A 26,508-nucleotide genomic window follows, 5' to 3' on the forward strand; every position below is an offset into this window, starting at 1 on the left:
TTCAATATATTCGCTTCATATGAAGTTCAACCCTTGCAAAAGCAGGGGAAAGCTTATCAAATAAAGAAGATATAAGGGAAATAGGAGGGAAAATGATGTTTACAAGTCGAGTAACAGACATATTAAAAATTGAGTATCCCGTCGTTCAAGCCGGTATGGCAGGCGCGATTACGTCGCCAGAACTTGTTGCAGCAGTAAGTAATAGCGGAGGGTTAGGGATGCTTGGAGCGGGCTATATGAGCCCAGAACAAATTCGTGAAGCAATTTATAGAATAAGAGAACTAACAGATAAGCCTTTCGGTGTTAATTTACTTGTAACGAAAGAGATACAAATAGAAGAAGAGAAGGTAAATGAGGCGAAAGTATTACTAAGTGGAGTGAATAGAGAATTAGGTATAGAAGTAGAAGGGACGTTAAAGCTTCCAAAAAGCTATAAGGAACAATTACAAGTGCTATTAGATGAAAAAGTACCGGTCGTTAGTTTTGCATTTCAAACGTTAGAAAAAGAAGAAATAAATGATTTGAAAAGAAGTGGAATAAAAGTTATCGGAACAGCTACCCATGTGAAGGAAGCGAAAGTACTTGCCGAGCTAGGAGTAGATATTATTGTCGGGCAAGGTAGCGAAGCCGGAGGGCATAGAGGAACGTTTATTGGGAAAGAACGAGATGCTATGATCGGTACCTTTGCGTTAATACCTCAGTTAGTAGGAGCAGTTCCGGATATCCCGATTGTTGCAGCAGGTGGTGTAATGAACGGGCAAGGGCTTGTTGCGGCATTGGCACTAGGAGCAGAAGGTGTTCAAATGGGATCCGCCTTTTTAATAAGTGAAGAGAGTATTACGCACGATGTGTATAAAGAAGCGATTTTACATAGTACAGATACGAGCACAACTGTAACTCGTGCGTTTTCCGGGAAATATGCACGGGGTATCCGTAATGAATTTATAGAGAGACATGAAGGAAAAGAAGAAGGGCTTCCGATGTATCCAGTGCAAAACGTATTAACTTCTAAAATACGCCAAGAGGCAGCGAAGCAAAATAAGGAAGAATATATGTCACTTTGGGCAGGACAGGCAGCATCGTTGGCACGAATCGAATCAGCTCAGCATGTAGTGGAGCGAGTTATGAAAGAAGCGGAGAATGCAATCGAACAATTACAAAATATATACAAAAAGACCACTTGAGTAATGAAGTGAACCCGAATAGTGGTACATGAAAAAACACCTCCTGAATTCGCATACTAAGTATGCAAATTCATTGGAGGTGTTTTTCGTTTGAAGACAAGAGTTCATTACCCAGAAGAAACAAAGTGGAAAGTCATTGAAATGAAGAAAGACGGTTATTCAAATCGTGCAATTATGGAGAAACTCGGAATTAAAAATGTTTCCCAAATTAAGACATGGATGAAATGGTATCGTACAGATCAAACGTATCGTTTTCAACAACCTGTAGGAAAACAATATTCTTATGGAAAAGGACCAAAAGAGCTCAGTGAATTAGAACAGCTACGTTTAGAAAATAAACATCTAAAAACAAAATTACTTGTATGGGGAAAGTATCTGGAAATCGAAAGGGGCTGAAACCAGAAACTGTAGTTACTTTATGGAGAAATGTACAAACAAAAATAACGGTAAAAGACTTGTGTAACGTATTAGAATTACCCCGTTCTACATTTTATCGTTGGTTACAACGAACGGAAGATCTGAAAGATGATATAGAAGAAAGAGTAAAGGACGTCTGTCTTAGGCATAAATTCCGGTATGGATATCGAAGAGTGACCGCTACTCTTCGAAAAATGGGACTGTGTGTCAATCATAAAAAAGTATTACGAATCATGAGACAAAATCATATTCTTTCAAAAGTGCGTCGGAAGAAAAAGAAATATATCAATGGTGCGGAACCAATGGTAGCCCCTCATCGATTGGAGCGCCAATTCGATGCATCCAAACCAAATGAAAAGTGGTTTACGGATGTGACGTATCTCTTATTTGGAGAGCGTACCTTGTATTTATCAACGATCATGGATGCCTTTAATCGTGAAATTATTAGTTGTGTCATCAGCGAATCACAAACACTGACATTAGCGATGAAAACATTGAAACAAGCAATGAGAGGGCGAAAAGTAAAAGATGTCCTTCTTCACTCGGATCAAGGAAGTATTTATACAGCAAAAGAATTTCAAGCGTATGCCAAAGAAAACGGCATGATCACCAGCATGTCCCGGAGAGGAAATTGCCATGATAATGCCGTCATGGAAAGCTTCTTTGGTCATTTAAAAAGTGAAGCTTTCTATTCACAAAAGATAACAAAAGTATCCAACACAACTGTGCGAAAGATTGTGCTAGAATACATTCATTACTACAATTGTGTGCGAATTCAAGAAAAATTAAACCACCTATCCCCTAAAGAATTTAGGGAACAAGTGGTTTAGGTGTTTTGATTGGTGTCCCGTTTTCGGGGTTCACTTCATAATTCAAGCGGTCTTTTCATTAATTTGCTTTATAAAATTGTTGGATGGCTTCGTCGATGTAAACCCAGCCCTTCCAACCTAAGTGCATATGATCTTTTAAGAAGTATTTATCGTATTCATGATTTGAGAAGTCGGCAATTGGATAACCAGCTTTTTCAATTTGCTCATGAACTTTCTTATAGTATGCTTCGCGGCGTTCTTTCGGGAAGCCAGCGTAGTCGTACCAAGGACCTTTTACAGGAACAGAAATGAAGAGTGGTTTTGCACCAGATTGTTTTAATAAATCAAGTACAATTTGTAAATCTTCATATTCTGGCGATTGGTCGTAAGCATCATTTTTTAAGTAACCTTCACGTTGCTTTAATTTTTTCTTAATTTTGCTATTGAAGTAACCATCTTCGATACCATATTCATTAGATCCAGATTCTGTTGCACCTGTTTGATCCGCATGTTTACGAGCTTCTTCCCAGTTCATTTGTTTTAATGAAGGATCGAGCTTCTCTTTGTGGGGTTTAATATTAAACATGGCTGTAAATAAATCTTTACGATCTAAAATGTTACGGTAAATATAAGCGAAAGGTTTAGCTGCAAGTGCTTTTACTTTATACTTCGTATCATCATAAGCGATACCTTCAAGCGAAATTTTTAATAAAGTTTCTTTTTTTACAATCTCAAAGTTTAATAAACGCTTTGCAATTTGTTTTTTCATTTCAGGTTGTAAATCATTGTTGAAAATGAAGTGGTAACCTTGTTGTTTTGAAAAGTTAGGTGCAAAGTGCGTTTCATCAATACCTTGTGGTACAAACCATTGCGGAGAAAGAACGAATACCATTTTCTTATCTTTCAATTGATCCATTGTAGATGCGAAGTTTAACACATGTACAAGGTCTTGTGTTCCGCCGCGTCCAAGAAGGAATGGCGTAAATCCTTCAGGCTTTACTTTAAAATAATTAGATGGATGGAAAGCATCCATACGTGCGAATTCCGATGAACCGTACATCGGAAGATATTTTGGATTTGCTAACATCTTTTGCTGTAAAATTATACTTTGAATTTTTTCTTCTTTTAAAGAAGTAGCAGCTTGTTCTACTTTTTCATCACTTAAAAGTGGAAGTAGGAAGCGCGTTGGAATAAGTAAGAATACAGCAAAAAGGGCCAATGCTAAAAGCATCGGACCAAATTTTGCTTTGTTCATCGGATTTCTTCCAACTTCTTAATAACCATGTTTGGTGTAGCCCACTCGTCACGGTCAAAATCAGAAATAGAAACTTCAATATCTAAACGCTCTTGGAATTCAACTAATAAAGATACTACAGCGAAAGAATCAAGGATACCTTCTTCAAATAATTGAACATCTAAGTTTTCTTTCACAATATCGTTTTCACATACTTCTTCTAAAATATCTAATACTTGCTCTTTGAATTCTGCCATTTTTAAAATCTCCTTTATATCCGAAATTATTATATGTGCAACTTCTTAATGGAATAAGAAGGGTGCATTAAAAGTATCTGTTAAGGTGTCCAGAGAAGATTAGGAAACCGAAACATACAACGTGGAACGTAATTACAATCGCAAGGATGCGTGTGAATTTATTGTTTGGCCAAAACTTATGCTTTTTGTTTTTTCGTTCGAAAATATCGAATAAAATAAACAGTGCGGCATGATATAGACCATAAATAATATACTGCGCAACAGCGCTTCCTTGGATATGCCAAATTCCCATAATGAAAAAGTTTAAAAATGCACCGATATATGAAATTGTGTAACGGTTCTTAATTAACTTTTTCTTCGTTGCAAAAAAGACGAAACGCATGTAAATAAAATCACGGAACCAGAATGATAAACTCATGTGCCAGCGGTTCCAGAAGTCTTTAATATTACGACTAAGGAATGGCTTATTAAAGTTTTCTGGCGTTTTAATTCCCATCATATAACTTACACCAATTACAAAAGAGCTATAACCAGCAAAATCAAAGAATAGATATAAGCTATAGCTATACATGTAAATCATATTTGAAAAGATTGTATCGTGTTGAGCGAATGCTGGATCCATACAATATTGCTTTATTAAGTAAGCAATAATAAATTTATACAAGAAACCTTGGAAAATACGATTTAGTCCTGTATATAGTAAATTTTGATATTCTTCAGCGCTAGGTGGCTTTTGAATATCTTTTTGGAATCTTCTGTAACGATCGATAGGTCCTGTTGAAATTGCAGGGAAGAATAAAACGAATTCCCAGAAGTTAAAGAAAGAAAGCTCTTTAATTAAACCATCACGAACTTCAAATACCATTTGAACTGCTCTGAATGTTACGTAAGATATACCTAGAAAAACAACAAGTTTTAACTCAGGTAATAACGATGCAAAGGGTGCGATTTTTGCCAAAATAAGAGGCAAAATCGATAAAATAACAGCTATGCAAAATGTGAATGTACTATTATTTTGCTTTCTTAAAATTAAATAGCCTTTAATAAGGGCATATTGCCAAATAATAAATGCAGCTAACATCATTGCTTGCTTTGGTTTATCTGAGAAGATAATAGCAAGCATGACTAATGTTAAAACGGCATTATATTTACGCAACATTTTACCTTTTAATCCAGCTATGATAGTAGGTATTAATAAAATGCCCACTATAGCGAAAAAATAAAATGATCCATATGCGGTCATGCTGTAACCTCACTCAATAATTTTTTGCGATCTACCTTTCCATTTGGTGTCATTGGAATAGAAGATTGATACATGAATTTACGTGGAATCATGTAGTTTGGTAATCGCTCATTGAGTTCTTTTTTGATTGCAGATGTTAATTTGAATTCTTTTTCAAACGAATGCTCTCCAGGAACAACAACCGCTAATAAATAATCGTATTTCTCACCTTTTTTAATTGGAACGATAACTGCTCCCTCTACGTAAGAACACGCACGAAGGTGATGCTCAATTTCTTCTAATTCCATTCGATAACCATGCAGCTTAATTTGGAAATCAAGACGACCATTATAGAATAGAAGACCATTTTCTACATAGCCAGCATCGCCTGTTTTATAGGCGCGCTCACCGTCAATCATAGTAAATGCTTTTTCTGTTAATTCAGGGCTTCCTAAATATCCAACGCTTACGCTTGGACCGACAATTACGATTTCACCTTTTTCACCATCAGGTGCAATCGTGCCATCTTCTTTCATAATAAGAAGGCGACAGTCTGATTTACAATAGCCAACTGGAAGTGATTTGTATTGATCAAGTACGTCTTCTGTAACGTGAATACCTGTTACAGCGACAGTAGCTTCTGTTGGACCGTACGTATTCATAATTGTTGCATTTGGGAAACGCTCAATTAATTTTCTAGCTACTTCATTTGGTAATACTTCACCGCAGAATAAGAATGTTTTCATGTTCGGTAGCATACTCTCAGAGAAGGATGCTTCCATTAAACACATTTCAGCGAAAGAAGGTGTGGAAGTCCATACTTGTATATCCGATTGCTCTAAAGAAGCAAACAAGTCTTTTGGACGCGCAATCATATCTTTATCGATTGCCCAAAGTGTACCACCTGTTACTAATGATGGGTAAATATCCATGACAGATAAATCGAATGAGAAAGGTGCTTGGTTTAAGAATACTTGCCCTGTTTGTAAGTTGAAATCTTCTACAGCCCATTTTGTAAAGCTAACAAGGCAGTTATAAGTAATCTGAACCCCTTTCGGATTACCTGTGCTTCCTGATGTGTAAATAATGTAGAAGTTCTCATCACCTTTTACCGCATGTTCAGGATTTGGAGTGTTCCCTTTATGAGTAAAGAAAATATCTTTTAAGTTGTCTTCACTTACGATGCGAACTGGTAAATCAGTTACAGTTACTGCTGCTGCCGATAAAAGTAATTTCGCACCAGAATTTTCAGCGATACGTTGTACACGATCAGCTGGGATAGATAAATCTACAGGAATATAAGCATGTCCAGCTTTTACACATCCTAAAAAGTTAATAATCATTTCAGGTTGCATATGGCCATACACCATAATTGGTGAACGATCATCTGGATACGCAGAAGAAATCCAATGTGCTAACGCATCAGAATCTTCCTTTAATTGTTTGTACGTAATTTTCGCATCTCGCCAAACAAAAGCAGTTTGATCAGGCGTTTCAATAGCCCACTTTTCAATTAGTTCTAATAACTTCATAACGTTCCCACCCTAGAATTCATTGTAAATAAATGTACTTGTGTTTGTATCATGGAATCCATACAACCAAAGTAATGCAAATAAAATTGCAAGGTAATAAACCGTCTTTGCAATCCATTGTGTGAGTGGTCGAGACCATATCTCTTTTAATCTTTCCATGTCTTTCCCTCTCTTAATGAAATAATAGCTCTTTGTAGGTATCATGTCCTACATTATTGTGAAAAAAACAAAATCCCACATTTTAGGTAAAAATAAGTCAAAAGGCTCTTTTCTGATATTAGCACTAAATACTAAAAAAGAAAATCCCTAACTTAGCAATTATATTACATTCAGCATGAATTTGTAATGGGTTTGATATGTAAATAGGAAGTGGATTGTGTGAATGTATAAAATTGCCCTGAGAGAATGTATAGAAATGCAATATTTGTTTGCATTTTTTCATAGTTAATGTATGAATTCCTAAAGTTTCTTAAAAGGAGGAATCTCTAATGAAGAGGGTTTGGAAGGATCTTATTTCAGAAGAAAACATTATAAAATGGAGACGACATTTCCACAAGTATCCGGAATTATCATTTCATGAAAAAGAAACTTCGAAATTTATATATGATACATTATGCTCGTTTTCTTCTTTTGAAGTAACGAGACCGACGAAGTATAGTGTACTAGCAATTAAAAGAGGCGTGAAGCAAGGGAAAGTGATTGCGATTCGAGCTGATATAGATGCTTTACCAATCCAAGAGGAGACAAGGAAATCTTATACGTCTGTAAATAAAGGAGTGATGCATGCATGTGGGCACGATGCTCATGCAGCTATTTTATTAAGTACAGCAGAGGTGTTATCAAATATGAAGGAAGAGTTTGTAGGGGAAATTCGTCTATTCTTTCAGCATGCAGAAGAAGTATACCCTGGTGGTGGACAAGAAATGGTCGAGGCGGGCGTTATGGACGGTGTTGATTATGTAATAGGTTTACATGTTATGTCTGGATTGGAGAGCGGAAAGATAGGCATTGCGTATGGGCCAATGATGGCAGCTCCAGACGTATTTACAGTTGAGATTCAAGGCAAAGGAGGACATGCAGCACGTCCAGAAGAAACGATTGATCCTATTGCTATCGGAGCACAGATTATTACAAATTTACAACATATCGTATCAAGAAATACAAGTGCTTTCATGCAAAGAGTCGTTTCAGTTACGCAGTTTCATGGGGGAATGGCTGATAATATTATTCCAAGTACAGCAACTTTAATGGGAACTGTACGTTCTTTTAATCAAACATTAAGAATAGAAGCGGAAGAAAAAATTGAGAAAATCGTGAAAGGAATTACAAAAGCACATGGAGGAGATTATACATATACGTATCGTTACGGATATGATCCTGTTATTAATGATGAATATATTACGAAAGTAGTAGAAGAAAGTGCACTACATTTGTTTGGGAATGAGCGTGTTGTGAAGCTTGAACCTTCTATGGGAGGAGAAGATTTTTCAGCATATTTAAGAAAAGCGCCGGGTTGTTTCATTAAATTAGGAACAGGTAATGAAAATATAGATACTTGTTATCCACACCATCATCCGAAATTTGATGTGGATGAATCAGCATTAATTTGTGGAGTGGAGCTATTTTTAGAGACGACTATAAGGTTAATAAAATCATAGAAAAACAAAAAAAGGCAACTGCGCTCTATTGCAGTTGCTTTTATTTCTTTCCGTCAGAGAGGGCTGAGAAAGAACTATGCTCATTCATAGTATATGAATAGCTAACGGACAAGCTTGTACATTTTAATCATTTTTTTAAAAAAAGTTATTGACATTGATAATCAATGTCAATTAATCTAAATGTAGTTGAAATTGATAATTATTATCAATAGGATGGATGCGACATGTTAATGAGAAAAAAATTTCACCTTCTACGGAGGGGATTAAAAGATAAAAATAAAGATGTTGATCAGCATATGGAATGGCAACGAAATATAATTCGGTCTGAATATGTAGATGAGAAGAAGAGTATTCAAACAGAAAAAGAGATACAAAGTAAAGGGAGAGGTTCAGTTGAGTAAGTTAGTAATGATTTTTGCAAGTATGAGTGGAAATACAGAGGAAATGGCTGACCATATTGCCGGCGTAATTCGTGAAACAGAAAATGAAATTGAAGTTATTGATATTATGGATTCACCAGAAGCTTCTATATTAGAACAGTATGATGGAATTATTTTAGGTGCATACACTTGGGGAGATGGTGATCTTCCTGATGATTTCTTAGATTTTTATGATGCAATGGATTCTATTGATTTAACTGGGAAAAAAGCGGCAGTATTCGGATCATGTGATTCGGCTTATCCGAAATACGGAGTGGCGGTTGACATTTTAATAGAAAAGCTACAAGAGCGCGGTGCAGCAGTTGTGTTAGAAGGACTAAAAGTAGAATTAACGCCAGAAGATGAAGATGTAGAGAAATGTTTACAGTTTGGAGCTGAATTTGTAAAACACCTTTCTTAATGGCAGAAGGGAGATGAAGAGCAAGTGCATGAGAAAATCTCAATTAAAACGATGACAGATTATCATTTGTATGATTTTATGCGGTGTCCGCATAAATTTTATTTTCGTCATATAAAAAGAAGAGAACCTTCTTCATTTGAATGGCAACAAATAGCACAAATGATTGTGAATCAAATTATTAACGAGTATTACACGCTACCTGCGGGTCAACAAACGAAAATTGTACTTTTAATATTAATAGAAAAGTGTTGGAAAAAAGTAAGGATTAATATGTTTGCTTCGAAGACAGAGTACTATATTGTATTAGCGAAGCTAACGGATCACTTATTACAGTTTGTTGAAAGGGATGATAGTCAGACACCACCATTGTTTTTATACGAGAAGTTTCAAACATATATGGAAGAGTTAGGTGTCCACATGTCATTGACATTTGAAGTTGGTGAGTGGAGTGCTGAGTCGTTTGTAATTAAAAAGTATGTTGTCGATGCAGATGAGGAAATGCTTGCTCTTTGTCAGAAGCTAATAACAGTATTCAGTTATAAAGCTTTCGGCGTTCTTCCAGGAAAAATTGAAGTTATTAATTTAATAGAAGGAACTAAGTATGAGTACATTCCGAAACAGGAAGATATTATAACTGGAATGGCTGATTTATCTAGAATGAAAGAAATGTTACAGCAACCTGAGCATTATACAGAGCGTCATTTTCGTTCTGAGTGTATGAGTTGCGCGTTTCGTAGCGAATGCCAAAGGGAAGAAGTAAAGAAAGAAGCGAAGCAGAAGAAAAATATCGTACATTAAAGGATGCAATTTTGCATCCTTTTTTGTTATTGACATGAAAAGCTTTTCATCATTTACGGTATATTTGTAGCAGATTTTAATAAAGTGAAACTTTAATCAGTGGGGGGTTGTTCATCCCCCACTGATTATTAGCCTTAACCAATCGGGCTTTAACGGGCAGCCCGCCCCCCACCTAACTTCTTTGCTTCCGCTGAATTATGAGGTGGGGGTCTTACTGCCCGCAAATAGCGGGATAAAGGGAGGAATAATTAATGAAAGATGAAACGAAAGTATTTCAATGGTTAAAAGAACAAAATGCTCCTTTTGAAATTCAACTGCAAATCTTACAGGCATTTCAATTGTATAAAGTTATTGTTGAAATGGATAAAAAGTTAATGATGTATGAGGAGAGAGTATATAGGGAGAGAATGTAATCTCATCCCTGTAATATCATTTTTAGCTGTTCTGTACCTGTAATGAATTCGAGTTCATTCTCTGACTCAAAGTTATAAATAATATTATGTAATAAAGGACTGTATTGATAAAAGGTAGTAATGCGGTGAATGAGTAATGGATCATGATGAGAAATAAGTGTACTGTACTGTTCATATACAGAAGTAGTAAACTCATGTCCGAAATCATAATATAGTCCTGCAAAATCAAAAGCAGGATCGCCAATTTGCGCATCACCAAAATCGATAACACCTGAAATGCTTTTGTTCTGCTTGTTAAATAAAATGTGATGATGTGTAAAATCAGCGTGAATGATTGTGTTTTGAAAAGTGGATGTAGCTAAACATGCAAAGAAATTTTCAAATAAGCGATTTAAGGCTAGTTTCTGTAATGAAGTAAGGTTAGTAGTGAGATATTGATTTAATTTTGTTTGTAGCTCTTTCCAGTAGGTACATGTTTTTTCAATAGGGAAACATAGCGGTGTAACTTGGTTTAAAGGAATACTATGTAGTACCGTAAGGAAAGTAGCTAATTGTGTAATAATTGCTTTTAGCTCTGTATCCTCCAGATTGGCAACTGTTTCTGTTTTTAATGGTTCACCATGAATGAGAGTATAGTAACTACAAAGAGGAACCTCCTCAGATTCATTTTTATAAATTAGGTGATATTGTGGAACTTCGATTTCTTGTAGTGATTGAGTGAGAATTGTGCATAGTTCTTTTTCTAACGGAATTCGCATTGCATATTCCTGTTTTCGCGGGAAACGAAACAGTAGCTCATCATTTACTATAACTGCTACATTATCCCATCCTTCTTCATTTTGTTTATATGAACGTATAGAAAGATTAGGCAAAGCTTCTTTTATATAATGTTTGTAAGAGTCCATAATTGTTCCTCGTTTCTGAGTTAAGTTATTCTACTTTATGATATCAGAATTTTCTTTCTATATGTTAAAATATAGCTATCATTATGAAGAAGGGCGGGAGTATTACGAAAAAAAGACTGTTAATCATTTCTCTATGTATCGCTTTTGTATTGTTTTGGTCATATAAAGAGGAGGTTTTTGCTACCTTTAAACCGATTGATCAGTACGGATTAAATAAGGAGTTAAAGAATAAAAGTATAGAAAATTTAACTCATAATGAAATGAAAAAGGTAGGAGAGCATTTTGTGACTGAACAACTATCAGTGTTTGAGTTTAATAATAAAGAAGATGTGAAACGAAAAGGTGAAGAAATATTTTTAAATAGAGGGTATGAACAATTAATGGAAAATTATTATCCAAATCGTTTTCAAGAGTTAGAGTATAAATTTACAAACGAGGAGATACGTGAAGAGACAGATGAGAGTTTTCTCTATCAAGCTGTAGCGTACGTTGCGGGTACTGAAAATGGTAAGAGAAGCGAAATGAAATTGAATTATGAAGTGAAAATTGTAAAGGTTAATAATATATTTATGGTGCTAGAACAAAAGCAGCGCGTACAATAAAGGAAATTCATTGCTCAATAGATCATTTGGGGGTGTACTACTTAATGCGGAATAAAAAGGCCCTCAAGGAATCAAGGACCTTTAAAGATTTTCATTTTGTTGACCAAGTTCTTTTTGAGCAATATATAAATTTCCTTGCTCTACTTGTTTAAGTGTATGAACAGAATCGCCTGCATATCCTTTTTGTGTTTTAACAGTTCTTTTGGAACGATTGGAATTTTGTTTCTTCATATAATAGGCCACCTTTCATCAAAAATAAACGAAAATGATAAGTATGAGTAATACAGCAGCGAAAATGGTAATGCCCATTAAAAACGAAGTGTTTTTATATTTAGGTGGCTTATGTACATCTTGCCGATATCCAGGTGAAATTTCAGGGGCAAATTCTTCATCGAATGGTTGCTTTTTTTCTTTTTCGTCCATATGTACCCACCTTTCTTTTTCATTATATTATACGTTACAAGAAAAAATATGCATAAAGAAAACAGCCACTTTATTATTAGCGGCTGTTTTGTGTTGTATATTTTCGTTGTACTTGAAAGAGACGGATAAGTAGGAAGGCAGCGCCAAATGCTAGACCGATAATAAGACCGATCCAATAGCCTTTTGCGGCCCATTCTGTATACGTTGCTAATATGTAACCTAGTGGTAGACCTATTATCCAATAAGCAATTAAAGTCATAATTAGAGCAACATTTACATCTTTATAACCACGCAGAGCTCCTTGTACAGGGGTTGCAATTGCATCTGAAATTTGAAATAAAATCGCAAAGATAAGAAATTCTTTTGCTAAATGATGAACTTTTGCATCTGTCGTATAAATAGAAGCAATTTGATTATCAAAGAAGTAGAGAAGAATCGAATATAATAAAGCAAAGGCAAGGGCTAATCCAATTCCAATCAGTCCGTATTGTTTTGCATTATCGTAACGTTTTGCTCCAACTTCGAATCCGACTGCAATAGTCATTGCCATTGCTAAACTGAGCGGAGTCATATATAACAAGGAAGCAAAGTTCATAGCTGCTTGATGAGCTGCAATAGTTGTCGTACTAAAATTACTCATCATGAGCGTTACCGCAGCAAAAATACTCGTTTCAAAAAAGATAGCAAATCCGATAGGAACGCCAAGCTTTAAGAATGCTGTCCAACTAGAAAGAGAAGGGCGATATAATTGTTTGAAAATGTTGAAAGAGGCAAAAGGCTCTTTCGTCTGAATAATAATGACTGTAATAATTAAAATGCACCAATATGTTGCAGTGGAAGCAATTGCTGCTCCGACACCACCAAGCTTTGGGAAACCGAAGTTACCAAAAATTAATAGGTAATTTAATATTACGTTAATTGGTAATGATAGCAATGTAATAATCATCGTTGTTCGAGTTTTTCCTAATGCATCAATAAATCCACGTAAAACAGTGTAAGTGAATAAAGGTATAATTCCTATTGCGATAATACTTAAAAATTGAGCTGCAATTCGTTCCACAGGTTCTTCTAAGCGCATGCCGTTTAAAATAGGTGAAACGACGAAGAAACCGATGAGGATAACAACGAAGCTAGCACAAATTGCTAAATAAACTGCTTGTATGACAACGTGGGGAACGTCCTTTTTTTTCTTGGATCCGACGAGCTGTGCAACAATGGGAGTAGTAGCCATTAAAATTCCTGTTAATCCCGTACTAACTGGAAGCCATATACTTGTTCCAATTGCAACACCTGCTAAATCAGTTGGACTTGCATGTCCTGACATTGTTGTATCAAAAAAACTCATCGCAAATAATGACATTTGCGTTACGAAAATCGGAAAAAATAGTAATACAAATTGCTTTAACTTTTGTGAAAATGAAGTAGTTTCTTTCATAAAATCCCCTTTCCATATAAAAAAACAAACTCTTACTATCATACAATTTAATCAAAGATTAGAAAAGAAATACGCGCCTACAACATATGAAACCAATAAAAAAAGGATGCACTTTGAAAAGGGATAAGGTATTATGATAAGGTGTGAAAAAATTACATATTATTTGTTATTAAGGAGGCACTACTTGTGGCTGATTGGTTAATTGGTTTAATCATGGGTGCTGTTGAAGGGTTAACAGAGTTTCTACCAGTATCATCAACAGGACATATGATTTTAACAGGACATTTAATTGGATTTGACGATGAGAGAGCGAAAGTTTTTGAAGTTGTTATCCAATTGGGATCGATTTTAGCAGTTGTTGTTATATTTTGGAAGCGTCTATGGTCGTTAGTTGGAATAGGTAAAGTAACAGACGGACCATCGTTAAATTTATTACATATTATTATCGGGATGATTCCTGCCGGGATACTTGGCGTATTATTCCATAGCACTATTAAAGAGGTTTTATTTGGTCCAGGACCAGTTGTTATTAGCTTAGTAGCCGGTGGTATTTTAATGATTGTTGCTGAGAAGTTTTCAAAACCAAGTACAGCAAGAACGTTAGATGAAATCACATATAAACAGGCATTTACAATTGGAATGTTTCAATGTTTAGCTCTTTGGCCAGGATTTTCTCGTTCTGGTTCTACAATCAGTGGTGGTTTATTAGCTCGCGTGTCGCATACAGCGGCAGCTGAATATACGTTCATTTTAGCGGTGCCGATGATGGTAGCTGCAAGTGGATTAGATTTAATTAAAAGCTGGGATGTATTAAGCTCGGCAGATATAACGCTATTTGTAACAGGATTTGTAACTGCATTCGTTGTTGCGATGCTTGCAATTGTTTCATTCTTGAAATTATTATCTCGTGTGAAACTAACACCGTTCGCTTATTATCGTTTCATTTTAGCTGCGGTATTCTATTTCTTCATTATGTAATAAAAAAAACTGCCGAGCTCGGCAGTTTTTTTATTTTACTATTTTTTCCACCATATTTTCCATTACATGCTCCCAAAGAGAAGTATCATCAGCTAATGTAGCACGGAAATTAGCATACATTTCTTTTTGTTTTTCTTCGAATGTTGGATCTTCTTTTTCAGGTAATGTAGCGCGCATTGAAGTTACTAATTCTTGTACTTTTGGAGCGCGTGGTCCAAAGACGGCTTGTTCATTTCCATCTTTATCAATGAAAATAAAGATTGGAATCGCACGTGCTGTTCCATTTGTTAAATATTGATCCATTAATTCTAAGTTTTCGTCGCGAATTAATAAACTCATTTCAATATTTGCAACTTCAGAAATTCGTTTCATAACAGGTACGCATAAAAGAGCATCGCCACACCAATCAGCAGTTAATACGATAACACGCCAGCCGTCATTTTGACGTTCTTCTAATACAGGAAGTAATTCATTTGGAATTAAAAAGTTATTGTAAATGTGTAGTAGCTCATATTGGTTTACTTGCATTTCATTCACATATGTATCAAAGGACATACCTTTATCAGCCCATTGTTGTAAGTTCATAATTAGCACCTCTTTAGTAAGATTTGCTTTCATTGTACCAATTTTTATATAGAAAAGCTTGTATTCTTACTCTTTCTCGTCACTTAATAATTTATTTAAGAGGAAAAAGAATAGTACGACACATAATTCAGCTATGTTGGACATTTGTACGCTTTCTATCCAATCATCAGCAGTATGAATGACGAACCAATCTAGTGTAATTTCAATGAATGAGAAAAGAGTAATAGAAATCCAATTTGGCATGTTTTGTGTCAGTGGATATAGCAGCGCTTTGAAGAAACTGAAGATGAAAAATGTAATACTGTCTAAGAAAGTGATTAATAAAAAAAAGAGAAGTAACGCATTACGTGAACTATACTCTATACCTGTAATTTGAAAGATTCCTACATATACAAAAAATATAAATGCAAAAACTATAATGAGAAAAAGAGCAATAATACTAATGATAATCGTTTTATCTTTTAGGCTGAGATTTGAGAACTTCTCCTCCTCACGCATTAAAATACCCCCTTTTTCTGGAAGTTGACTTCATTTTATCATGAAATACATATTAAAAAACTACGAATTATGGGAAAATAAGGTGACAAAAAGTAAGATTTCATGTAAAATTATTAATAAGGTTTTTATTTAACTAAATGAAATAAAAGGAGCTGTCAATGTTGTCTCAAAATCGAGAGCAATTAATGGAAGAACTATCGACAAATGTGTTTGCTATGTTTCGCACATTGCGTAATGATATCGGAAAAATATTCGGTGGTTACATACCGTGGAATGAATTCATCGTCCTGAGAATATTAAATCGTACGAATAAAGAAATGGTATCGCGTGTAGCAAATGAATTAAATGTGTCGAATAGTCATATTACAGCTGTTACAGAAAAATTAATTAATAAAGGTTTTGTAACTCGTTCACGTTCTACATCAGATCGCCGAGTTGTGTATTTAGAGATTACAGAACAAGGGAAAGATTTAGTTGCGAAAATGGAAGATGCGAAAAAACAATATTTACAAGAAAGATTCTCTGCACTTTCAGAAGATGAAATGAATGTAATGATTTCAATTTCCAAAAAACTTATTTAAGTGATTATAAACAAGAAAACGCTTACGTGATGAAATAGAAGATCTTCCTTATATATGGGAGGTCTTCTTTCGTGTGTAATAGATGTTAAAAAATAAAATGTGTATGAAAAAAGATAGAGCGCCATACTACTAATACAAGGAAGGGAGGGAGAAATATGACGAATCGTAACGGTAGTAAAGGGAGCGGTAATCAAGGATCACCAAAGTCCGGCCAGTTCAATCAGGAATTTAGCACTGAATTTGAAACTGGTAATGATAATAAAGGGAAAGAATATCGTTCTAAAAAAGGGAGTAAATCAAAAAAGGAGTGAATATATTTCACTCCTTTTTTGATTTAAGATGCTGCCGATTGATCAGTATTATATTTTTCTTCTGATTTTGCGACAATCATTGCGCAAATTGCATCACCAGAAATGTTTACAGCTGTTCTAGACATATCTAGAATACGGTCAATACCGATAATTAAAGCGATACCCTCTACTGGTAGATTTACTTGATTTAAAACCATTGTAAGCATTACAAGTCCAACACCTGGCACACCAGCAGTACCGATACTAGCTAGTACAGCAGTTAATACGACCATAGCTAATTGCGGTAATGTAAGTTCAACACCGTATACTTGAGCGATAAATACAGTGGCTACCCCTTGCATAATGGCAGTACCATCCATATTAATAGTTGCCCCTAGTGGTTGTACAAATGAGCTTATCGCTTTTGGAACGCCAAGCTTATCTTGTGCTGTTTTCATTGCAAATGGAAGCGATGCATTAGAGCTAGATGTACTAAAGCCAATTGCCATTACTGGTCCGAAATGTTTAAAGAAACGAACAATACTTTCTTTTGCTAATACCTTTAATAAGCCACCATATACAAAGACCCCGTGAATAATGAGTACTAACATAACGACAATCATATACTTGAACATCGCAGCGACGCCTGCAAGCCCCATTTTACCAACGGATGAAGCGAGCAAACCGAATGTTCCAATTGGGGCTAATTTCATAACGAGATTAACAAGATACATCATTAATTCGTTGCCCTGTTCAAGTAATGAATGGATACCTTGAACTCGTTTTCCTAAAATAGCTATACCGAGTCCAATCAATACGGCAAAGGCAATGATTTGTAACATGTTTCCGTCAGCCATCGCTTTTGCTGGGTTATCTGGTACGATATTTAGCAATGTGTCGACGAAAGATGTTTCAGTTTTTGCACCTTCATACTTAAGACCTTCTGTTTTAAAATTACCGCCAGCTCCTGGTTTTATAATAAGTGCAAATGTAACCGCTATAGAGATGGCAACCGCAGTTGTTACGAGAAAGAATGAAATTGATTTTAAACCGATTCTTCCAAGTTGTTTCGGATCTCCAAGGCCGGCAGCACCAAGTACGATAGAAATGAACACAACAGGAACAACTAGCATTTTAATAAGTCGAATAAATAATTGACCAATTGGGTTGAACACATATTGATTTAGTGGCTCAAAGATAGATGGAGCAGCTAAATTTAGAGTGAGTCCAACAACTAGACCTAGAAATAATGCGATTAAGATTGCTTTTGTTTGTTTCAATAAAATCCCCCCTTTTGTTTTTGCGAAATTTCTTTCTAAAGTAATTATACCGAAAAAATACCTAATTTGACAATATTTTCTGAATTTTTTGGTTTTTATTTAAGTGTAGATAGACTGATTTTGTGTTTGGAAAATAAAATAGACCATCACATAGGATGGTCTAGGGAAGGGGACAATTTATGTCAATTTAATTAGGGATGGAAGTTGCTTTAAGACACTGGGGAATGTCTTATAAATTAGGGAGGAACAACTTCGATACATATACTATAAAAGGTAGGTGTGACTCTCATGTGAACATAGGGTGAAAGAGAGAGGGAGTTTTAAATAAAAGATAGAAAGACAAAAAAATAAGACCATCATTTATAAGATGGTCAAGGAAGGGGACAATTTATGTCAATTTAATTAGGGATGGAAGTTGCTTTAAGACACTGGGGAATGTCTTATAAATTAGGGAGGAACAACTTCGATACATATACTATAAAAGGTAGATGTGACTCTCATGTGAACATAGGGTGAAAGAGAGAGGGAGTTTTAAATAAAAGATAGAAAGACAAAAAAATAAGACCATCATTTATAAGATGGTCAAGGAAGGGGACAATTTATGTCAATTTAATTAGGGATGGAAGCTGTTCAAAGACACTGGGGAATGTCTTATAAATTAGGGAGGAACAACTTCGATACATATACTATAAAAGGTAGATGTGACCTCTGTGTGAATATAGAGTGAAAGAGAGAGGGAGTTTTAAATAAAAGATAGAAAGACAAAAAAATAAGACCATCATTTATAAGATGGTCAAGGAAGGGGACAATTTATGTCAATTTAATTAGGGATGGAAGCTATTCAAAGACACTGGGGAATGTCTTATAAATTAGGGAGGAACAGCTTCGATACATATACTATAAAAGGTGGATGTGACCTCTATGTGAACATAGAGTGAAAGATATGGGGATTTGAAAAATAGTACATATGAAATTGTTATTGCTAACAATATTGAGTTAGGATATAGAGTTTTCCAGCATAAAATGAAAAGGAATCTGAATATAAATAAAAGTTGTAATCTATGAAAAAAAGGATTATGCTCAACTATATTATGAGAATATAAGGTTTGTCCCAATTATTTAAGGGCTTTTAAAAAGCTTTTTATTGTATGAGGGGAAAGCTTCACTTTAATAAGGGAGTTAGTGATATGGACGTAGCAAAAAAACAAGGGCTGTATAATCGTCTTATACGATTAAACCCACCACAAATATTAGCATTAGGCTTTTTCTGCTTAATTGTGGTTGGCGGTTTGTTGTTGAAATTACCATTCGCAACGAAAGCACATATTAGTTGGGTAGATGCTTTCTTTACAGCAACGTCAGCAGCGACCGTAACTGGTTTGGGAGTAGTGGATACAGCAAGTACATTTACGATATTTGGCGAAATTGTTATTATGTTTTTAATTCAAACAGGTGGTCTAGGTCTTATGACAATTGCCATTTTAATTGTTTGGGTACTAGGTAAAAAAATCGGATTACGCCATCGTTTATTAATTGGAGAAGCATTTAATCAAACAAATATAGGTGGTCTTGTAAAATTAGTAAAGCGTGTCTTTATATTTTCGATTTGTATTGAACTTATTGGGGTCATCTTTTTATCGTTTCGCTTTATTCCAGAGTTTGGTTTTGGAAAAGGTTTATACTATAGTATTTTTCATGTAATTGCATCTTATAATAATGCAGGATTTGCTTTATGGCCAGATAATTTAACAAGATATGTAGGGGATCCCATTATTAATATTGGGATTTGCTCTTTAATTGTAATCGGGGGACTCGGTTTTACCGTATTAATTGATATATGGTATAGTCGTAGTTTTCGAAAATTATCACTTCACTCAAAAATAATGATTATTGGAACAGTAGTGCTAAATGTTATAGCAATGATTGTAATTTTCGTATTGGAATATAATAATGTTAAGACGTTAGGGAATTTATCTTTAAATGAAAAACTATGGGCTTCCTTCTTTCAAGGTATTACCCCGCGGACAGCTGGATTCAATACGGTTGACTATGGAGGTATGGAAGAATCATCTATATTATTTACGATGATTTTAATGTTTATTGGTGCAGGAAGTGTATCAACAGGTGGAGGGATTAAATTAACAACGTTTGTTATCTTAATTACATCTGTCCTTTCTTTCTTTAGAAAAAAGGAGGAAATTGTTTTATTTCAGCGTACAATTAAAATGTCGACAGTAACGAGGGCCTTAGCGATTGCTGTTGCGAGTCAAATACTTATTTTTGCAGCGGTATTTATATTAATGCTTACAGAAAACTTCAGCTTTATTCAATTATTATTTGAGACAATATCAGCGTTTGGCACAGTCGGGTTAACGATGGGAATTACTGCAAAGCTATCGGCATTAGGAAAATGTATTATTATGTTTGTTATGTTTTGCGGATTAATTGGACCATTAACACTTGTGTTCTCTTTAGCACGACCAGCAAAACAAAAAATAAAATATCCATCGGAAGATGTGTTTACAGGATAAGGTATCCCGCGTTAAGCGAGATACCTTTTTCTTTTTTAGAACAGAGAGAACAGTAAACCAATTAGTGCTACTCGGAATAAAATTGCGATAAGTGCAGCAATCCCACCGACAACTGCAGCGATACCGCCAGTTACAGTAGCTCCGCGATTATAAGCGTAAATACCGAGTAAAACAGAAACAAGACCAAATAGTGTTGGGAATGTAAATAGCGATAAGATAGATAGCGCAAGAGCGATAAAACCAGCAGTTGATCCAGCGGCGGATGATTTTACAGCATCTTTATCGTCTTTATCATCGTAATCATAATCAATGCGTTGTGGTGCAACCTCAGCGGCGTACTCTTCTTTATAGTCACTATAATCACTATCTATTCTATCTGTTCTTTTATAATCATCAAATTTCTCAGTCAAAGTCATGACTCCTTTCATAACAAGGTTCAATAGTAGTATGTATCTCTTTTTCTTTTTTATCCTGCTATTTGTGGGAGTCGAGCTACGTACACATCCCACTGATTAAAGTTTCACTATACCGGAGCATGTACAGGGAGTAGTATCTTATAAAAGGAGGAAAATGTTTTCTTGAAATAGGAAAAGTTAGTATGACTTCCTCTATTTTGGAAAGTATAAAAAGGAATAATGAGGAAAGGGTGCAATACATAATGGAACATCCAATTGAAAATTTAATGAAAACGGCAATGACAAATTTAAAAGAGATGGTAGATGTAAATACAATTGTTGGGAGCCCGGTCTCAACAGCTGACGGAAATGTAGTATTAACAGTATCTCAAGTGGCTTTTGGTTTTGGAGCTGGTGGAAGTGATTTTAAAGGGGATTTCATTACTGAAAAACATAACGGTGGGCAAAATCAGCATAAAGAGAACAAGCAAGGGCATCCATTTGGAGGAGGAAGCGGGGCTGGGGTTTCTATTAGCCCAGTTGCTTTTTTAGTAGTCGGTTCTAACGGTGTGCAAGTATTACACCTTAATAGTAGTACACATTTAATTGAAAAGGCTTTAAATACGGTACCAAGCACTGTAGATAAATTTGTGAATGGTCGTCGAAAGTGAACTTGCATTTTTTAGGAATTATGATATATTAGAAAAAGTGCGCTTTAGGATGATCGGAATAATTGAAATGTAAATATATATGATGTGTGGAATAAGGGAGAGGAATTTATGATTAATATCAAAAACTTAGTAGTTGGCTTATTTATGTTAGTAAGCGGCTTTGTTGTATATGTAATAAAAGAAAAAGCTCCATTCTAAAACAGACAAACCGTTACTGTCTGTTTTTAATTTGTGGAAAAAAGTTGACAAGTTATTGTATTGGTGTTAGAATTTTAGTTCGTGTCTCGGTTACAGCTAGTGTAAAGTAAATATCTCTTATGAATGCAATACGAAAAGTTTGCGAAAGATCGGGTAATTTTATCAACAACTTTTGTGAACAAACCCTATAAATTGTATTTGTAAGCTATATATGTATACTAGTGAATCAAGGAGCGGTCAGTGGAACCGTAATGATGAGAGAGAGGTAGGGCTTTCATCCAGTATATGTTACTTTCCCGTTAGGTGAATATAAAAAAGAGGACTCCTTTTAAAAGGAGTCCTCTTTCATTTTTTAAGTGCGATTTTCAACTTGTTGACAAATTTCATCCGTTGTTAAACCGTGAGCTGTAATGACTGATCCTTTAATTGATACATCTGCAATGCCCATCACATTAGAATCTTGCCCAGTTACAACGCAACAATCACACCCTTGTGCATCCTGTTCTGAGTTAAGTGTAACAACTTCATGACCTTGTTGCTGAAGAGCTTGTTGAACGTCTGTTAATGAGTTTTCAACGCCAATTCTAGCCATAATTCTCACCTCCTACCATCTAATTGCTAGTATGCTCAAGTTCACTGCATATATTTATGAAAAGACGGTAGGAAGTAAATCTTTGTTTAGTCGTTATATACGCCAGTAAGCATTTGACTAACGAATTGATCGTTTAATGTATCTTGTGCAGAAGAAGTATTTGAATGGATGTCGATTGAAGCAATAAAATGATTATGTTCTTGCGTATTTGGTTCTACCTCTACGTAATTATCGAATTTACAAAAACCTTTCGTGTCCATTAGATCAAATAATTGCAGCATTTCTACTACCTCTTGTCTCGTTCCTTTAATTTGTACACACGCCATATTTATTTCCTCCTTCATTTTGACAAATTGTTTTTTAAAAATAGGATTATGATTACGAAATGAAAAATATGAATGTTATTTTTAGACAGCGCTATTTTTGTTATTTTCCCCCTTTTTCAGCAAAAGTCGTTATATATTCCCGGATTTATAAAATCGGACGTCCGTTTATTGAATACAATAGATTCGTATTAATTGATGAAAATCCTTCTTTTAAACAAATATTTTTTTAGTGAAAATTGGCGAAAAAAATTTTGAACTTTTTGTAAACGTTAACAATGTTGTTAAATCAATATAATTTAAGATGTACGTACGATTAAAGATTATAAATTTTCTAAAAATTCACTTGATTTATTTAAAAAGGAGAGTAAACTAGGAAACAATAAAAAATTCATAGAACATAGGAGGCGCTTCCAGTGAATGAGCAATGGATTTTCTTAAATGGAGAATTTGTTCCAAAAGATGAAGCAAAAGTTTCAGTATATGATCATGGCTATTTATATGGCGATGGAGTATTTGAAGGAATTAGAGTTTATAGCGGTAATGTTTTCCGTTTGAGAGAGCATCTTGTTCGGTTGTATGAATCAGCAAAATCAATCCTTTTAGAAATTCCATATTCATTAGATGAAGTAACAAATATTGTTGTTGAGACGATTCGACAAAATAAATTATCTAATGGATACATTCGCCTTGTTGTATCGAGAGGAGCAGGAAATCTTGGATTAGATCCCGATTCATGTAAGAAGCCGAATGTAGTAGTAATTGCAGAACAATTATCTTTATTCCCACAAGAATATTATGAGAAAGGGATTCCAGTTGTAACAGTTGCAACGCGCCGAAATCGTCCCGATGTTTTATCCCCTCAAGTAAAATCTTTAAATTACTTAAACAATATTTTAGTTCGTATTGAAGCGAAATTAGCTGGAGTACAAGAAGCACTTATGTTAAATGATCAAGGATATGTAGCTGAAGGATCAGGAGATAACGTGTTTATTGTAAAAGGAAATAAATTAATTACACCACCAAGTTCTGCTGGAGCGTTAGAAGGTATTACACGAAACGCTATTTTAGAAATCGGCGAAAAACTTGGGTATGACGTAAGAGAAGAGTTATTTACAAGACATGATGTATATGTAGCTGATGAAGTGTTTTTAACAGGAACAGCTGCTGAAGTTATTGCTGTTACGACAGTAGATGGTAGAACGATTGGCTTAGGGCAAACAGGTCCACATACGAACCGTTTATTAGAAGAGTTTCGTAAGTTAGTTGTAGAAGATGGAGAGAAAATTTACGAAGAAAATAAAGTTGGATAACAACTTTTTTAACATAAGAAAGCGTTGATAGGGAGGAGTAGTTGATTGTGAAGCCTCACAGAGAGTCGGTGGTTGCTGAAAACCGATGGTTCACGTCGACGAACATCGCCCTTGAGTGCTAAGCTAAAGCATTTGTCTAGGCTTAGACGGTAGCTCCGTTATTAGCTAGATCCATTTATGGATCACTGAGGCAAGAGTATTCTTGCAAAGAAGGGTGGTACCGCGAAATCTTTCGTCCCTTCAGCACATAGCTGGAGTGTGGACGTAGGATTTTTTTATTGTATAAAAGTTTGAAAAAGGGGGCTTATAAGAACAATGTCTTCAAAAACGGAAGAGAAACTGGCAACTGGTGCACAGCTATTGTTAGAAGCGCTAGAAAAGGAAGGCGTAGAAGTGATTTTCGGTTATCCGGGTGGTGCCGTTTTACCTCTCTATGATGCACTGTATGATTGTGAAATTCCGCATATTTTAACAAGGCATGAGCAAGGGGCTATTCACGCTGCTGAAGGATATGCCAGAATTACTGGTAATCCAGGGGTTGTCATTGCAACGAGTGGACCAGGTGCTACAAATGTTATTACTGGTCTAGCAGACGCGATGATTGATTCATTGCCACTTGTAGTATTTACAGGCCAAGTAGCAACGACGTTAATTGGAAGTGATGCTTTTCAAGAAGCTGATATTATGGGGCTTACGATGCCGGTGACAAAACATAACTATCAAGTGCGAAAGGCTTCAGATTTACCTCGAATTATTAAAGAAGCATTTCATATTGCTAGAACAGGAAGACCAGGACCAGTCGTTATTGACCTTCCGAAAGATATGGTAGTCGAGAAAGGTGAGCGATGTAGCAATGTACAAATGGATTTACCAGGATATAATCCAAATTATGAACCGAATCTACTTCAAATAAACAAATTACTACAAGCAATTGAAACCGCAAAAAAACCGTTAATTTTAGCTGGAGCAGGTATACTGCATGCGAAAGCTTCGAAAGAATTGACAAGTTTTGCACGTAAATATGAAATCCCTGTTGTGCATACATTACTTGGACTTGGTGGTTTTCCACCAGATGATGAGCTATTTCTAGGGATGGGGGGAATGCACGGTTCTTATACAGCTAATATGGCGTTATATGAATGCGACTTACTGATTAATATAGGTGCGAGATTTGACGATCGTCTTACTGGGAATTTAGCTTATTTTGCTAAAGGTGCGACTGTCGCACATATTGATATTGATCCAGCAGAAATCGGGAAAAATGTGCCAACAGAGATTCCTATTGTTGCAAGTGCTAAGCAGGCGTTAGAAGTATTGCTTCAATCAGAAGGAAAGAAAGAAAATCATCATGAATGGCTCTCTTTATTAAAGAGTAGAAAAGAAAAGTATCCATTCTCTTATAAACGAAATTCTGAAAGTATTAAACCTCAATACGCGATTGATATGCTATATGAAATCACGAAAGGAGAAGCGATTGTAACAACAGACGTTGGGCAACATCAAATGTGGGCAGCGCAATACTATCCGTTGAAAAATCCAGATAAATGGGTAACTTCTGGAGGATTAGGGACGATGGGATTTGGATTTCCGGCAGCAATTGGTGCACAAATTGCAAAGCCAGATGAACTAGTCATTGCAATTGTCGGTGACGCTGGGTTTCAAATGACTCTGCAAGAATTAAGTGTATTAAAAGAACATTCTTTACCTGTTAAAGTATTTATTTTAAATAATGAAGCTTTAGGGATGGTAAGGCAATGGCAAGACGAATTTTATAATCAAAGATATTCACATTCTTTATTGCTATGCCAACCAGATTTCGTCGCTCTTGCGAATGCGTATGGTATAAAAGGTGTTCGTATTGATGATCCACTTCTTGCAAAGAAGCAAATCCAGCATGCGATCGAATTACAAGAACCAGTCGTAATTGATTGCCGTGTACTTCAATCTGAGAAAGTTATGCCGATGGTTGCGCCCGGGAAAGGTGTTCACCAAATGGAGGGAGTGGAAAAAAGGTGAAGAGAATTGTTACAGCGACAGTTCGTAATCAGAGCGGTGTGTTAAATAGAATTACAGGTGTTATGACCCGAAGACATTTTAATATTGAAAGTATTTCAGTGGGGCATACGGAATCATCGGATATTTCACGAATGACGATAGTTGTGCATGTGGAAAGTGAACAGCAAGTTGAGCAGTTAATTAAACAACTTCATAAGCAAATCGATGTTCTGAAAGTGTCAGATATTACAGAAGAAGCAATGATTGCTAGAGAGCTTGCTCTTATTAAAGTAGCAACTTCTGTAGCGAGGGCAGAATTATATAGTTTAATTGAACCGTTTCGAGCCGCTGTAATAGATGTTGGGAAGGATTCCATAGTTGTGCAAGTAACAGGTACGCAAGATAAAGTAGAAGCGTTAATTGAATTACTTCGTCCATACGGTTTGAAAGAAATTGCGAGAACAGGTGTAACAGCATTTACACGTAGTATGAAAAAACAAGATAAGCAAGTTATGTTAATTCAATAATCATTTAAATATAGGGGGAAAT

General features: G+C 35.4%; 32 protein-coding genes and 1 other annotated feature. Of the genes, 17 read left to right on the plus strand and 15 right to left on the minus strand.

The genetic code is table 11. The annotated features are described in order from the left end of the window. The first annotated feature begins 95 nt into the window (after positions 1 to 95). Together JFU02_RS26335 and JFU02_RS26340 are read left to right on the plus strand one after the other, a co-directional pair. A complete protein-coding gene (locus JFU02_RS26335; RefSeq protein ID WP_061667999.1) occupies positions 96 to 1,184 on the plus strand; it encodes an NAD(P)H-dependent flavin oxidoreductase in 1,089 nt (362 codons plus the stop codon). Between the two features lie 90 nt (positions 1,185 to 1,274). Next, positions 1,275 to 2,431, plus strand: a protein-coding gene (locus JFU02_RS26340; RefSeq protein WP_097821174.1) for an IS3-like element ISBt2 family transposase whose coding sequence is annotated in 2 segments (ribosomal slippage) — positions 1,275 to 1,527 and positions 1,527 to 2,431 — 1,158 coding nt in all. Because the reading frame shifts where the segments join, the coding sequence is not laid out codon by codon here. 58 nt (positions 2,432 to 2,489) lie between these two features. Here the strand turns inward: JFU02_RS26340 and dltD are convergent. The 5 genes from dltD to JFU02_RS26365 form a co-directional block, all read right to left on the minus strand. Further along, a complete protein-coding gene (gene dltD, locus JFU02_RS26345; protein ID WP_201071893.1) occupies positions 2,490 to 3,665 on the minus strand; it encodes a D-alanyl-lipoteichoic acid biosynthesis protein DltD in 1,176 nt (391 codons plus the stop codon). Continuing rightward, entirely contained in the window at positions 3,662 to 3,901 is a 240-nt protein-coding gene (gene dltC, locus JFU02_RS26350) for a D-alanine--poly(phosphoribitol) ligase subunit DltC (RefSeq protein WP_000807310.1), read from the minus strand. Before dltC ends, dltD begins: the two co-directional genes overlap by 4 nt. 67 nt (positions 3,902 to 3,968) lie before the next feature. Beyond that, the gene (gene dltB, locus JFU02_RS26355; protein WP_000127954.1) at positions 3,969 to 5,144 is read right to left on the minus strand and encodes a D-alanyl-lipoteichoic acid biosynthesis protein DltB; all 1,176 of its coding nucleotides are present in this window, start codon (positions 5,142 to 5,144) and stop codon (positions 3,969 to 3,971) included. Continuing rightward, complete coding sequence (gene dltA / locus JFU02_RS26360) at positions 5,141 to 6,655, minus strand: D-alanine--poly(phosphoribitol) ligase subunit DltA (RefSeq protein WP_097888293.1); 1,515 nt, start codon at positions 6,653 to 6,655, stop codon at positions 5,141 to 5,143. Before dltA ends, dltB begins: the two co-directional genes overlap by 4 nt. Before the next feature lie 12 nt (positions 6,656 to 6,667). Then, the gene (locus JFU02_RS26365) at positions 6,668 to 6,814 is read right to left on the minus strand and encodes a teichoic acid D-Ala incorporation-associated protein DltX (protein ID WP_000440291.1); all 147 of its coding nucleotides are present in this window, start codon (positions 6,812 to 6,814) and stop codon (positions 6,668 to 6,670) included. A 329-nt stretch (positions 6,815 to 7,143) separates the two neighbouring features. On the opposite strand from JFU02_RS26365, the gene JFU02_RS26370 reads away from it, so the two are divergent. The 5 genes from JFU02_RS26370 to JFU02_RS26390 all read left to right on the plus strand — a co-directional run bounded on the left by JFU02_RS26370 (position 7,144) and on the right by JFU02_RS26390 (position 10,364). Then, a complete protein-coding gene (locus JFU02_RS26370; protein ID WP_000832762.1) occupies positions 7,144 to 8,313 on the plus strand; it encodes an amidohydrolase in 1,170 nt (389 codons plus the stop codon). A gap of 224 nt (positions 8,314 to 8,537) precedes the next feature. Next, complete coding sequence (locus tag JFU02_RS26375; protein ID WP_000929008.1) at positions 8,538 to 8,714, plus strand: hypothetical protein; 177 nt, start codon at positions 8,538 to 8,540, stop codon at positions 8,712 to 8,714. Beyond that, the gene (locus tag JFU02_RS26380) at positions 8,707 to 9,153 is read left to right on the plus strand and encodes a flavodoxin (RefSeq protein ID WP_000041153.1); all 447 of its coding nucleotides are present in this window, start codon (positions 8,707 to 8,709) and stop codon (positions 9,151 to 9,153) included. Before JFU02_RS26375 ends, JFU02_RS26380 begins: the two co-directional genes overlap by 8 nt. A gap of 24 nt (positions 9,154 to 9,177) precedes the next feature. After that, the gene (locus tag JFU02_RS26385) at positions 9,178 to 9,951 is read left to right on the plus strand and encodes a hypothetical protein (RefSeq protein WP_000544568.1); all 774 of its coding nucleotides are present in this window, start codon (positions 9,178 to 9,180) and stop codon (positions 9,949 to 9,951) included. Positions 9,952 to 10,202: 251 nt separating this feature from the next. After that, positions 10,203 to 10,364, plus strand: a complete 162-nt coding sequence (locus JFU02_RS26390) for a hypothetical protein (RefSeq protein ID WP_000651086.1) — start codon at positions 10,203 to 10,205, stop codon at positions 10,362 to 10,364. Positions 10,365 to 10,366: 2 nt separating this feature from the next. On the opposite strand, the gene JFU02_RS26395 is transcribed toward JFU02_RS26390, so the two are convergent. Beyond that, complete coding sequence (locus tag JFU02_RS26395) at positions 10,367 to 11,269, minus strand: aminoglycoside phosphotransferase family protein (RefSeq protein ID WP_000378989.1); 903 nt, start codon at positions 11,267 to 11,269, stop codon at positions 10,367 to 10,369. An 83-nt stretch (positions 11,270 to 11,352) separates the two neighbouring features. On the opposite strand from JFU02_RS26395, the gene JFU02_RS26400 reads away from it, so the two are divergent. Then, positions 11,353 to 11,871, plus strand: a complete 519-nt coding sequence (locus JFU02_RS26400) for a hypothetical protein (protein WP_061667997.1) — start codon at positions 11,353 to 11,355, stop codon at positions 11,869 to 11,871. Between the two features lie 81 nt (positions 11,872 to 11,952). On the opposite strand, the gene JFU02_RS26405 is transcribed toward JFU02_RS26400, so the two are convergent. The 3 genes from JFU02_RS26405 to JFU02_RS26415 all read right to left on the minus strand — a co-directional run bounded on the left by JFU02_RS26405 (position 11,953) and on the right by JFU02_RS26415 (position 13,729). Then, entirely contained in the window at positions 11,953 to 12,102 is a 150-nt protein-coding gene (locus JFU02_RS26405) for a hypothetical protein (RefSeq protein WP_000744623.1), read from the minus strand. Between the two features lie 18 nt (positions 12,103 to 12,120). Next, a complete protein-coding gene (locus JFU02_RS26410) occupies positions 12,121 to 12,294 on the minus strand; it encodes a hypothetical protein (protein ID WP_000343556.1) in 174 nt (57 codons plus the stop codon). Between the two features lie 76 nt (positions 12,295 to 12,370). After that, positions 12,371 to 13,729 carry an MATE family efflux transporter gene (locus JFU02_RS26415; RefSeq protein WP_000665559.1) on the minus strand — a complete coding sequence of 453 codons (1,359 nt, stop codon included), beginning with the start codon at positions 13,727 to 13,729 and terminating at the stop codon, positions 12,371 to 12,373. 186 nt (positions 13,730 to 13,915) lie between these two features. Between JFU02_RS26415 and uppP the strand changes: the two genes are divergently transcribed. Continuing rightward, a complete protein-coding gene (uppP, locus tag JFU02_RS26420; RefSeq protein ID WP_000796253.1) occupies positions 13,916 to 14,707 on the plus strand; it encodes a bacitracin resistance undecaprenyl-diphosphatase in 792 nt (263 codons plus the stop codon). Positions 14,708 to 14,737: 30 nt separating this feature from the next. Here uppP and JFU02_RS26425 read toward each other — a convergent pair whose 3' ends face one another. Together JFU02_RS26425 and JFU02_RS26430 are read right to left on the minus strand one after the other, a co-directional pair. After that, positions 14,738 to 15,325, minus strand: coding sequence for a thioredoxin family protein (locus tag JFU02_RS26425; RefSeq protein ID WP_002040836.1), 588 nt, complete (start codon positions 15,323 to 15,325; stop codon positions 14,738 to 14,740). Between the two features lie 33 nt (positions 15,326 to 15,358). Then, complete coding sequence (locus JFU02_RS26430; protein WP_001206403.1) at positions 15,359 to 15,790, minus strand: regulatory YrvL family protein; 432 nt, start codon at positions 15,788 to 15,790, stop codon at positions 15,359 to 15,361. A gap of 161 nt (positions 15,791 to 15,951) precedes the next feature. Here JFU02_RS26430 and JFU02_RS26435 point away from each other — a divergent pair, with 161 nt between their 5' ends. Together JFU02_RS26435 and JFU02_RS26440 are read left to right on the plus strand one after the other, a co-directional pair. Further along, positions 15,952 to 16,371, plus strand: coding sequence for a MarR family winged helix-turn-helix transcriptional regulator (locus tag JFU02_RS26435; RefSeq protein WP_000081432.1), 420 nt, complete (start codon positions 15,952 to 15,954; stop codon positions 16,369 to 16,371). Between the two features lie 155 nt (positions 16,372 to 16,526). After that, positions 16,527 to 16,682 (plus strand): hypothetical protein, encoded by a 156-nt coding sequence (locus tag JFU02_RS26440; RefSeq protein WP_000184928.1) that lies wholly within the window; start codon positions 16,527 to 16,529, stop codon positions 16,680 to 16,682. A 23-nt stretch (positions 16,683 to 16,705) separates the two neighbouring features. On the opposite strand, the gene JFU02_RS26445 is transcribed toward JFU02_RS26440, so the two are convergent. Next, positions 16,706 to 17,941: a dicarboxylate/amino acid:cation symporter gene (locus JFU02_RS26445; RefSeq protein WP_000814809.1), complete on the minus strand. Its 1,236-nt coding sequence runs from the start codon at positions 17,939 to 17,941 to the stop codon at positions 16,706 to 16,708. Positions 17,942 to 19,128: 1,187 nt separating this feature from the next. Between JFU02_RS26445 and JFU02_RS26450 the strand changes: the two genes are divergently transcribed. Continuing rightward, positions 19,129 to 20,472, plus strand: coding sequence for a TrkH family potassium uptake protein (locus JFU02_RS26450; RefSeq protein WP_000382144.1), 1,344 nt, complete (start codon positions 19,129 to 19,131; stop codon positions 20,470 to 20,472). A 35-nt stretch (positions 20,473 to 20,507) separates the two neighbouring features. On the opposite strand, the gene JFU02_RS26455 is transcribed toward JFU02_RS26450, so the two are convergent. Then, positions 20,508 to 20,882 carry an imidazole glycerol phosphate synthase gene (locus tag JFU02_RS26455; protein WP_179879786.1) on the minus strand — a complete coding sequence of 125 codons (375 nt, stop codon included), beginning with the start codon at positions 20,880 to 20,882 and terminating at the stop codon, positions 20,508 to 20,510. Positions 20,883 to 21,070: 188 nt separating this feature from the next. On the opposite strand from JFU02_RS26455, the gene ytfJ reads away from it, so the two are divergent. Continuing rightward, on the plus strand, positions 21,071 to 21,538 hold the full coding sequence (gene ytfJ / locus JFU02_RS26460) for a GerW family sporulation protein (RefSeq protein ID WP_042972355.1): 468 nt from the start codon (positions 21,071 to 21,073) through the stop codon (positions 21,536 to 21,538). A 108-nt stretch (positions 21,539 to 21,646) separates the two neighbouring features. Next, entirely contained in the window at positions 21,647 to 21,736 is a 90-nt protein-coding gene (locus JFU02_RS26465) for a hypothetical protein (protein ID WP_000608227.1), read from the plus strand. Between the two features lie 352 nt (positions 21,737 to 22,088). On the opposite strand, the gene JFU02_RS26470 is transcribed toward JFU02_RS26465, so the two are convergent. Together JFU02_RS26470 and JFU02_RS26475 are read right to left on the minus strand one after the other, a co-directional pair. Then, complete coding sequence (locus JFU02_RS26470; RefSeq protein ID WP_141526993.1) at positions 22,089 to 22,328, minus strand: YkuS family protein; 240 nt, start codon at positions 22,326 to 22,328, stop codon at positions 22,089 to 22,091. Between the two features lie 86 nt (positions 22,329 to 22,414). After that, positions 22,415 to 22,654 carry a DUF3911 family protein gene (locus JFU02_RS26475; protein ID WP_000752514.1) on the minus strand — a complete coding sequence of 80 codons (240 nt, stop codon included), beginning with the start codon at positions 22,652 to 22,654 and terminating at the stop codon, positions 22,415 to 22,417. 413 nt (positions 22,655 to 23,067) lie between these two features. Between JFU02_RS26475 and ilvE the strand changes: the two genes are divergently transcribed. The 3 genes from ilvE (at position 23,068) to ilvN (ending at position 26,486) form a co-directional block, all read left to right on the plus strand. Continuing rightward, on the plus strand, positions 23,068 to 23,964 hold the full coding sequence (gene ilvE / locus JFU02_RS26480; RefSeq protein ID WP_001005486.1) for a branched-chain-amino-acid transaminase: 897 nt from the start codon (positions 23,068 to 23,070) through the stop codon (positions 23,962 to 23,964). Between the two features lie 15 nt (positions 23,965 to 23,979). Then, positions 23,980 to 24,207, plus strand: a binding site (T-box leader). 72 nt (positions 24,208 to 24,279) lie between these two features. After that, positions 24,280 to 25,980, plus strand: a complete 1,701-nt coding sequence (ilvB, locus tag JFU02_RS26485; protein ID WP_000095840.1) for an acetolactate synthase large subunit — start codon at positions 24,280 to 24,282, stop codon at positions 25,978 to 25,980. After that, the gene (gene ilvN, locus JFU02_RS26490; RefSeq protein ID WP_000822952.1) at positions 25,977 to 26,486 is read left to right on the plus strand and encodes an acetolactate synthase small subunit; all 510 of its coding nucleotides are present in this window, start codon (positions 25,977 to 25,979) and stop codon (positions 26,484 to 26,486) included. Before ilvB ends, ilvN begins: the two co-directional genes overlap by 4 nt. Positions 26,487 to 26,508 lie beyond the last annotated feature (22 nt).

The organism is Bacillus sp. TH13, assembly GCF_016651175.1.
Taxonomy (GTDB): domain Bacteria; phylum Bacillota; class Bacilli; order Bacillales; family Bacillaceae_G; genus Bacillus_A; species Bacillus_A thuringiensis_S.

Coding starts and splice junctions, on each gene's coding strand:
- JFU02_RS26335 (WP_061667999.1), top strand. CDS start 96: ATGTTTACAAGTCGAGTAACAGACATATTAAAAATTGAGTATCCCGTC.
- dltD (WP_201071893.1), bottom strand. CDS start 3,665: ATGAACAAAGCAAAATTTGGTCCGATGCTTTTAGCATTGGCCCTTTTT.
- dltC (WP_000807310.1), bottom strand. CDS start 3,901: ATGGCAGAATTCAAAGAGCAAGTATTAGATATTTTAGAAGAAGTATGT.
- dltB (WP_000127954.1), bottom strand. CDS start 5,144: ATGACCGCATATGGATCATTTTATTTTTTCGCTATAGTGGGCATTTTA.
- dltA (WP_097888293.1), bottom strand. CDS start 6,655: ATGAAGTTATTAGAACTAATTGAAAAGTGGGCTATTGAAACGCCTGAT.
- JFU02_RS26365 (WP_000440291.1), bottom strand. CDS start 6,814: ATGGAAAGATTAAAAGAGATATGGTCTCGACCACTCACACAATGGATT.
- JFU02_RS26370 (WP_000832762.1), top strand. CDS start 7,144: ATGAAGAGGGTTTGGAAGGATCTTATTTCAGAAGAAAACATTATAAAA.
- JFU02_RS26375 (WP_000929008.1), top strand. CDS start 8,538: ATGTTAATGAGAAAAAAATTTCACCTTCTACGGAGGGGATTAAAAGAT.
- JFU02_RS26390 (WP_000651086.1), top strand. CDS start 10,203: ATGAAAGATGAAACGAAAGTATTTCAATGGTTAAAAGAACAAAATGCT.
- JFU02_RS26395 (WP_000378989.1), bottom strand. CDS start 11,269: ATGGACTCTTACAAACATTATATAAAAGAAGCTTTGCCTAATCTTTCT.
- JFU02_RS26400 (WP_061667997.1), top strand. CDS start 11,353: ATGAAGAAGGGCGGGAGTATTACGAAAAAAAGACTGTTAATCATTTCT.
- JFU02_RS26405 (WP_000744623.1), bottom strand. CDS start 12,102: ATGAAGAAACAAAATTCCAATCGTTCCAAAAGAACTGTTAAAACACAA.
- JFU02_RS26410 (WP_000343556.1), bottom strand. CDS start 12,294: ATGGACGAAAAAGAAAAAAAGCAACCATTCGATGAAGAATTTGCCCCT.
- JFU02_RS26415 (WP_000665559.1), bottom strand. CDS start 13,729: ATGAAAGAAACTACTTCATTTTCACAAAAGTTAAAGCAATTTGTATTA.
- JFU02_RS26425 (WP_002040836.1), bottom strand. CDS start 15,325: ATGAAAGCAAATCTTACTAAAGAGGTGCTAATTATGAACTTACAACAA.
- JFU02_RS26430 (WP_001206403.1), bottom strand. CDS start 15,790: ATGCGTGAGGAGGAGAAGTTCTCAAATCTCAGCCTAAAAGATAAAACG.
- JFU02_RS26440 (WP_000184928.1), top strand. CDS start 16,527: ATGACGAATCGTAACGGTAGTAAAGGGAGCGGTAATCAAGGATCACCA.
- JFU02_RS26450 (WP_000382144.1), top strand. CDS start 19,129: ATGGACGTAGCAAAAAAACAAGGGCTGTATAATCGTCTTATACGATTA.
- ytfJ (WP_042972355.1), top strand. CDS start 21,071: ATGACTTCCTCTATTTTGGAAAGTATAAAAAGGAATAATGAGGAAAGG.
- JFU02_RS26465 (WP_000608227.1), top strand. CDS start 21,647: ATGATTAATATCAAAAACTTAGTAGTTGGCTTATTTATGTTAGTAAGC.
- JFU02_RS26470 (WP_141526993.1), bottom strand. CDS start 22,328: ATGGCTAGAATTGGCGTTGAAAACTCATTAACAGACGTTCAACAAGCT.
- JFU02_RS26475 (WP_000752514.1), bottom strand. CDS start 22,654: ATGGCGTGTGTACAAATTAAAGGAACGAGACAAGAGGTAGTAGAAATG.
- ilvB (WP_000095840.1), top strand. CDS start 24,280: ATGTCTTCAAAAACGGAAGAGAAACTGGCAACTGGTGCACAGCTATTG.